The sequence below is a fragment of the Rhodothermales bacterium genome, from assembly GCA_013002345.1.
Lineage (GTDB): Bacteria > Bacteroidota > Rhodothermia > Rhodothermales > JABDKH01 > JABDKH01.
Window position 1 is genome coordinate 1 of record JABDKH010000329.1, and the last position, 8079, is coordinate 8079.

6 protein-coding genes and 1 tRNA gene are annotated in these 8079 nt (G+C 59.8%); 3 read left to right on the forward strand and 4 right to left on the reverse strand.

Features of this window, described 5'->3' with window-relative positions; translation table 11 throughout:
* Window positions 1-76: 76 nt before the first annotated feature.
* Entirely contained in the window at window positions 77-1528 is a 1452-nt protein-coding gene (locus tag HKN37_15720) for an ABC transporter permease subunit (GenBank protein NNE48100.1), read from the reverse strand.
* Window positions 1529-1599: 71 nt separating this feature from the next.
* The gene (locus HKN37_15725) at window positions 1600-2352 is read right to left on the reverse strand and encodes an ATP-binding cassette domain-containing protein (GenBank protein NNE48101.1); all 753 of its coding nucleotides are present in this window, start codon (window positions 2350-2352) and stop codon (window positions 1600-1602) included.
* Window positions 2353-2516: 164 nt separating this feature from the next.
* Between HKN37_15725 and HKN37_15730 the strand changes: the two genes are divergently transcribed.
* The 3 genes from HKN37_15730 (at window position 2517) to HKN37_15740 (ending at window position 5808) form a co-directional block, all read left to right on the forward strand.
* A tRNA-Thr gene (locus tag HKN37_15730) sits at window positions 2517-2589 on the forward strand.
* 143 nt (window positions 2590-2732) lie between these two features.
* Window positions 2733-3968: a SpoIIE family protein phosphatase gene (locus HKN37_15735; GenBank protein NNE48102.1), complete on the forward strand. Its 1236-nt coding sequence runs from the start codon at window positions 2733-2735 to the stop codon at window positions 3966-3968.
* A gap of 352 nt (window positions 3969-4320) precedes the next feature.
* Window positions 4321-5808, forward strand: a complete 1488-nt coding sequence (locus HKN37_15740; protein ID NNE48103.1) for a serine hydrolase — start codon at window positions 4321-4323, stop codon at window positions 5806-5808.
* Between the two features lie 68 nt (window positions 5809-5876).
* Here HKN37_15740 and HKN37_15745 read toward each other — a convergent pair whose 3' ends face one another.
* Entirely contained in the window at window positions 5877-7217 is a 1341-nt protein-coding gene (locus HKN37_15745; GenBank protein NNE48104.1) for a polysaccharide deacetylase family protein, read from the reverse strand.
* A 68-nt stretch (window positions 7218-7285) separates the two neighbouring features.
* A complete protein-coding gene (locus tag HKN37_15750; protein NNE48105.1) occupies window positions 7286-7906 on the reverse strand; it encodes a DUF3365 domain-containing protein in 621 nt (206 codons plus the stop codon).
* Window positions 7907-8079: the final 173 nt, after the last annotated feature.

The window sequence follows — 8079 nt, forward strand, 5'->3', positions numbered from 1 at the left end:
GCACTGGCCGCCCGGGAGAACGCCCGTCATCTGTGCGCAGAACGACGAATCTCGGGCGCCGCAGAACTCTAGCAAGCTACCGGGATTCGCCCATTCTCAGTCCCCTCGGCACAGCGAGACGCTCGACCAGATCAAACATGCCCTGAGCCACCAACGCCAATAGTGCCGCCGGAACGGCTCCCTCCAGGATCAGCCCGATGTCATCCAGACGAATTCCAGTGAGAATCGGCTGACCGTAGCCACCAGCGCCGATCAAGGCACCCAGCGTGGCCGTTCCGATGTTGATGACGGCCGATGTCTTGATGCCTCCCAGGATCGATCGCGACGCAAGCGGCAGTTCTATGAGACGCAGACGCGCGAATGGCTCCAGACCCAGCGCGACCGCAGATTCGGTCAGCGGCACGGGAATATCGGTCAGGCCGGTGTACGTATTGCGGACGATCGGCAGGAGACTGTACAGAAAGAGCGCCACCACGGCCGGCGGTCCTCCTATCCCGATCAGGGGAATCATGAACACCAGTAACGCGAGCGACGGAATCGTGTAGATGACACCAACCGTCCCAAGTATCACCTGTCCGAGTCGACGACGACGTGCTGCAAGCACGCCGAGAGGGATCGCTACGAGAATCGCGAAGCCTAGAGAGATCCCAACCAGGATCAAATGCTCAACCGTTCGATCCCAGACACGTCCCAACCTGGTCGGCGCAGCCACTTGATCGACCACATCTACAGACAGGCGACTCCGGAGGAAATCTCTGGCGACCTCTGCCTCCGATTCGCCACCGATCTTGACGCGCCGATTAAGATCAGCCATCGTCACTTCGCTGATGGCTCCGTTGAGCAGCTTCATCACGGGCGCTGCTTTCGGTATTCGTCGCTGCAGATCCTCGCGATACAGCAGCACGGCGTCGTACTTCGGAAAGTGAGACAGGTCGTCCTTAAGCACCCGCAACTTGTAGTATGCGATCTCGGCGTCCGTCGAGTACAGGTCCATCACGTCAATCGAGCCGGCATCGAGACCGCGATATGCCAGATCGTGATCGACACCCTGCACCGCGCCATGGGGAAGCCGGTAACGATCACGGAGTGCAGGCCAACCATCACTCCGATCCATGAACTCATTGCTGAAGCCGAGTGCCAGATCGGGATACTGCGCGAGGTCGGAGATCTTCTTGATACCCAGCTCGTCGGCTCTGACCGACGTCATCCCGATTGCGTACGTATTGTTGAACCCGAGTGACGGCGAAACCTCGACTCCCGCCGAGTCCAGATATGACGCGGCGGCCGCGAGGTCAGCGAAATCGTCCCCGGCGAGAATCTCCTGAAGTATGGTACCTGAGTAGTCCGGGTAAACGTCGATCTCTCCCGACAGCAACCCGTTCCACAGAAACCGCGTGCCACCCAGAGCGCGGCGGTGTTCCGCTGAAATCCCCGCCGATTCAAGCAGGCCGACCACCAGCTCACCGAGAATCACCGACTCCGTGAAGGTCTTGGAGCCCACCACGACTGGTTCGTCGGATGTTGCCATTGAATCTCCGGAGCACGAGAGCTGCAGGATCACGAGCGACAGCAGACCAAACCTTATGAGTACCGGGAAGATCATGGTGCGCCCGCTCCCGCTTCACCGATGTGGCGTCGCTGCGCGTTGACGAAATCACTGACGAAAGAAACCGCCGGGCGCTCGAGCAGGTCTTCGATCTGTCCCGATTGAACGACCTGTCCGTTCCGCATGAGAACGATCCGATCCGCAAGGAAAGCGGCCTCGGAAAGGTCATGTGTTACCAGCACAACCGTCTTCTTCAGTGAACCGAAGATGTCACGAAGCTCAGTCTGCAGTTCAGCCCGGATCATGGGATCCAGTGCCCCGAGTGGTTCGTCCAGCAGCAGCAAGGATGGATCGAGCATCAGCGAGCGCATCAGCCCCACGCGCTGGCGCTGCCCGCCGGAGAGCTCGACCGGAAACAGGTCGAGGCGGTCCTCCGGAAGTCGTACAAGAAGAGCCAGCGAGTGAATGCGGTCACCGATATCTGCGTCGCTCCACTGCAGATGGCGAGCCATCATCTCCACGTTTTCCCGCGCGGTAAGATGCGGAAAGAGTCCGCCGTCCTGGATCACATATCCGATACGGCGTCGCGTGTCGATGAGAGTGTCGGTCGACAGATTGCGGTCAAAGACATTCACCTTGCCTGTATCCGGTGTCACGAGTCCAATGATCACGCGCAGCAGGGTCGACTTTCCGCAACCGGACGGACCGATGACCGCGGTGGTGCGGTGCTCCAGGAAATCGAGAGACACGTCCGCGAGCGCGGTGTGGCCGTCGTACGACTTGGATATGTTGTAGAGCTGGATCACCTTTCGCTGAGTATACGAAGCGTCGTTCACCGCAGTAAACGGCACCGTCCCGCGGCAAATTGCTATCGGGGGTCACTCTGTGAGGTTTCCGTGGCGCGGGATCCGCCGCCTTGATCGCGCGTGACAAGCGCTGTAGTTTTGGCCTCCCCTTGGCAGGAGAGCGCGCCAATGTAGCTCAGCTGGTAGAGCAGCTCACTCGTAATGAGCAGGTCAGCGGTTCGAGTCCGCTCATTGGCTCTCGCAGGAACGCCCCGTAGGACAGCGAGAAGGCTGGTTCTCTCGGGGCGTTTTGTTGTCTTAGTCCGGCGTAGCTTCTGGTGAACCGGTGGCCACACTGTGACCGTCTCGGATGCGCGACACGTCACGAAACACTTCACGCCATGAAGTCCGCAGCAGATACGCCAGGCAAGTCTCTCAATACCAAAAAATACGAGGAGCAGTTACTGCTCAAGGATCGGGCTCTCTCAGCAGCTGCCGAAGGCATCACCATTTCCGACCCTCGCCTGCCCGACAACCCGCTCATCTACGCGAATGAGGGCTTCGAGCGACTCACCGGTTACTCGGTAGCCGACGTCATCGGGCGCAACTGCCGATTCCTGCAGGGACCGGACACGGCCGCGGAAACCGTCGACGTAATTCGAGAGGCGATCCGCACCGACACGGCGTGCACGGTTCAGATACTCAACTACCGAAAGGACGGGGCGCCATTCTGGAATCGACTCTCTGTTACGCCGGTCCGCGACGCGTCAGGAGTCGTGACGAATCACATCGGCATACAGTCCGACATTACAGCCCAGAAGGAGGCCGAGGACGAGCTGCAGAAGGCGAAGAAAGAGCTCGAGTCGGCGAACGCTCACATGCGGCAGGACCTCGAGGCGGCTGCGAAGATCCAGCGCGCCCTGTTGCCGGAAAAACCGCCCGAGATACCTGGTCTGAAAGTCTCGTGGGCTTTCCGGCCATGCCAGGAACTTGCCGGCGACATCTTGAGCGTGTTTCCTGTCGCACCGGATCTGGTGGCGCTGTACGTCCTCGACGTCAGCGGCCACGGAGTGGGCGCGTCGCTTCTATCGGTAGCCGTCAGCCGAATGCTCTCCCCCGTTCCGGGTCGATCCATGGTGTTCGAGGACTCAAAGGGCACGCGACCGTCGACACCTGTCCAGGTGGCGTCCAGACTCAACACGCACTTTCCGTTTGACGAGCGAACAAGTCAATACTTTACGCTGGTCTACGGCCTCCTCGACATCAAGAAGTCTACTTTTCAATACGTCGCAGCGGGACACCCTCCGCCGATCGTCGTGCCGAAAGACGGCGCTCCTTTGATTTGCGAAACGTCCGGACCACCCATCGGCATCCTTCCGGAACCGAACTTTGAGGAAGGCCTGATTGATCTTGGAGCGGGTGACCGTGTCGTCCTGTATACCGACGGAATCATGGAGGCTGAGAGCGAGGAAGGCGGGTACTTCGGCCAGGACCGCTTCACCAACAACCTGCGCGCAACGCGACGGGTACCACTTGAAGACAGCGTCAACTCACTCATCACGAGAGTGACGAAGTGGTGCGGAGACAGCAGCCCGCAGGACGACATTACGCTTCTCGCGTTTGAAGTGAACGCCTGATCCGCTCCGGCACTGCATCGCCCACCGGACGATGAGTCCGATCACCCTCGCAGATTTTCGCTAACGTAATGGAATTGGGGAACGGTGTGGCCCTCCGGCCTGGTTCGAGCCTTTCCCACCTGTCGTGCCCTGGATCAGGCCGTGACTTCAAGAATGTGGGCATCAGACGTAGGCAGGCTCCAGGGCTCATTTGCGACCGACACCCATTCGGTATACCGTCCTCGGCATTCCAGGCATCGTGACGCTTGTGTCCCTCCCGCGCATCGGCCAGCCCGTCACCAGCTCTCACCGGGCGTACAACTTTGGTACATTCGCGCCGTACGTTTCTGTTTCTACTCTCTCCTGAAGCACAATGAGACCACTGCTAACGTTCGCGCTTCTCATACTATGCAGTTGCCAGGCCACTCCGCGGCGCGCGGGCCTCGACGAGAGCCTCGAGCGAATTGACCGGTTTGTCCACACAGCTTACGAGGTCGGAGCGAGCGCAGGACTAGGCGTTGGAGTGGCCGTAGACGGGCGCGTCGAGTACGTGTCCAATCTGGGGATGGCCGACATCTCGGCTGGAATACCGGCCACCGGCGAAACACTCTGGTACGTCGCGTCGACGTCGAAGTCGTTCACTGGATTTGGCATCGCTCTACTCGCAACATCGGGAGAGATCGACGTTGCGGCACCGATCACCACATATCTCCCAAACGCCGAGTGGCCCGAAGGCGTCGACCCCGACAGTCTGACTGTGGGCGACTTCCTGGGACACACGCACGGTATGGGAAATGGGGCGCTGGTCATCTCCGCGGCCTTCACCGGGGCCTTTCCCGAGAGCGAGTACGGTCGCTTGCTTCAGTTCAACGAAGTAGGGAGTCGCGAGCTCCGGTACAGCAACCTCGGATATAACGTGGCGAGTATGGTCATCGATGCCGTGCGACCTGAGGGTTGGAAGACTTTCCTCGAACATGAAGTGTACAACCCCGCAGGGATGGGCGAATTGTATTCTAATGTCTCTAGTCTTGACAGCGCACGAATAGCCAAGCCTCACCGCGCGCGTATCGACGGGACGTACTATACCATCCCTTTCGTCAAGCGGGACATCACCATGAATGCGGCCGGTGGTCATCTGGGCAGCATAGAATCCCTGACGCGATGGACCGTCGTCCAGATGGATGGCGGGCGTATCGATGGTCGTCAAGTCTTCCCGGAGAAGGCCGTAGCTCTGTCTCACGAGATCCTGAGTACACACGACCGGCAGTTCGCCTTCTTCCAGCGCGACGGGTGGGGCATGGGCTGGGACGTTGGTTCGTACGGTGATGAACCCATGGTGAGCAGATTCGGTGGTTACAGCCGTACGCGCTCACATCTATCGTTCTTGCCAGATCAGCGCCTCGGCGTTGTGGCGCAGGTAAATGGCCCCGGCGGATCGGCTTTGACCGACATCATTGCGGCATATGTCTACGACGTAATGATGGACCGTCCTGACGCTGACTCGCTGGCACAGACTCGACTTGAAGAAGTGCGTTCCCAGGTGGCCGAGGTTCCCGAGCAGGTAGCACGTTTCGAAGCTGTTCAGCAGTCGCGTCTGAACCCTTATCCCCGCCCGCTCTCGGACTACGCGGGCACCTATGCGGACGACGCTCTCGGCTCCGTGCGGTTTGAGCATGTCCGCGACACACTTCGCATGCATTGGGGTGTTCTTGAAGGCCCGACTACAGTGTTCGATGCAGATAGCCACCAACTGCGGTTCTCGCTCTTCGGGAGCGGAGCCGTAGCCACCTTTGCTTTCGATGGCGACGGTCCGGCGGATCGCGTCGAGTTGTTTGGTCGGGAGCTGATGCGGCAACGCTGATCGGACAACGGCTAGCCCTGTAGGCTCGGTACCCGGCTTTCCCGAGCCCGACGTTCGCGACGATGGGGTCACTCTCCTATCGGCCACAATACGATGGTCCCCTCGTTCGGGAAAGCTTCGTACTGCACGTGCGGCCCCGCCCCATCGTGCGAGACCGAAACAGCCTGTGTGCGATTACCCTGAGACACTTCGACGGACGTCCAGGCGTCCGGGACAGGTGTCCTCAGTGTTAGCGGATAATCGTAGACGGCAGGATCGAGTGGGTGGACCAGATGAACACGCAGAGAGGCACCGTCAAATTCCGATGAGACCTCGGCGGACATCCGCTGTCTCATGTATCGAGTCACATCCCGAAACGTGGCAACCCACACGTCTTCCTGCTCGGCGATATACTCAAAGTACGCCTCCAAATCCGCGGCCGTCTTCGGCTCCCAGCCGATCCCCTCCACACCGTGAAAGACGAGGACGAGCCAGATATTGTCGCGGGTGACAATCGTGTCGATCCAGGATTGCATTTCCTCAACTGGAGTCGCCGACTTCGGGCCGCGCTGCCATTGTACGTACTCTCTCTGTGATGCGACCGGATCCGCACTATTCCACCTGTTGATCTCGTCGAGGAAGTCGTCCGGCATCCGATTCCGGGAAGCCGGGTATAGCGCCAGCATCTTCGACATCACGCGGTCGTTTTCCGTCCCGTACGGTACCTCCACAGAGAACGTGTGCTCCGGCCCGAGGAACCGGAGGATTTCTTCGCGGCTCTTCTCAAGCTCGTACAACATATTCGGATCGTCGAGAATCGCATGCTGTGCATGAGACACGGAATGACTCGCAAATTCGTGACCCTCCGACGCGTACACACGAAGATCTTCCCACGTCGCTTCAACGTCGGCGTTGACCTGGCCCCCACCAGGCAGCACAGGCGTCAAGAGACCGCGTGCGGCCTGCTTGAATCCGTCCTCGATCATCGCGTACGCCTCGGGAATCTTGCCCAGTTCGAACAGGTCGCCGGCTCGAGTGTGGAAGTCGACGGCCTCCCGGAACGGAAGCATGCGCACGGCACCGGCGCGCTCGAAGAAGTTCTCGGTGGTCGTGGGGATTCCATCTACGACCTCCGCTGCAACCTCCGACACCGGCCTTCCAATGAACGTGCGTTGATATTGCGAACCTCCGATGTCGCCGGTGACGATGAAGAACGTGGCGGGGAGACCGAGATCATTCATGATCGGCCGAGCAACCTTGAACTGGTTGATCGTTCCCCCATCGTACGTGACAGAGACCGCGGCACGATGGCCGTCCGGCCATTTCTCGATGGTCGTTTGTGCGATGCCGGACGAGCACGATAGCGTCAGAAACGACGGGACGATCAGGAGTGCCGTCCACCGACGTAAACCACCGCATCGTGTAGTCATCCTGAGCATGTGATGTCACGGCCCGAACGTGGAACCTCTACGTGACACCAAAGGTCCGTCAGCGCTACCTAGTTCGCAACTGAATCCGCACTGCTGAAGGTGTCCGGAATGAAGACGGAGTACATACCTCTCAGATCTCCTGCCTCGAAACCGAACGCTCGATCTTCCGGATACTTCTCCTTGATGAAGTCGGGCCGTGCGTCTTTCGCACCGTGGCAGGCAAGACAGGCCGGCTCCACCGTGATGCGACGCAGGTAGCGCAGGCCGGGGACGCCCGCGTGTTCGGATCGAAGCCACAGACTGTCCAGGGACGACTCCGATTCGAATCGCGCAAACAGCCCTGCCGCCTGTGGGTCCGGGGCATGAGCTGGATTGCGATACTTCACGGCAAGCTGCCGCATGACCCATCCGTTCTCCTGCGCCGTCTGCTTCAGCCGCATTCCGACCGGTTTGCAGACCTGCGCGAACGTCTCCTGCTCCACCTCCTCCATCTCGCTGATTCCTCCAGCAAGATTGGATCGCATCGCATCGATATCTGCTATCGCCTGCATGACAGCGAGTTGCACGGGCGTGACTGTCGAGGCGGTGTTTGCCACATCCAGTAGTTCAGTTCTGGCGTCGGCAGGCTGCTCCGGCGCGTTACACGCCGACACGAACAGCAGCAGGAGGAGAATTGGGACTCGATTCATTACTGACCTCGTTGGTACTCGGAGCTCACTGACTACGCGCCCACCTCCTGGGCTGCCGTATCAATCAACGTACCCCGGCAATTCGAGGCACCGCACCGGCACGGGTACTGTGTCGTCCACGTGTCAGCCGACTCTTCGCCGCGCTCCAGCTGATAATCGTACGTCAACTCCTC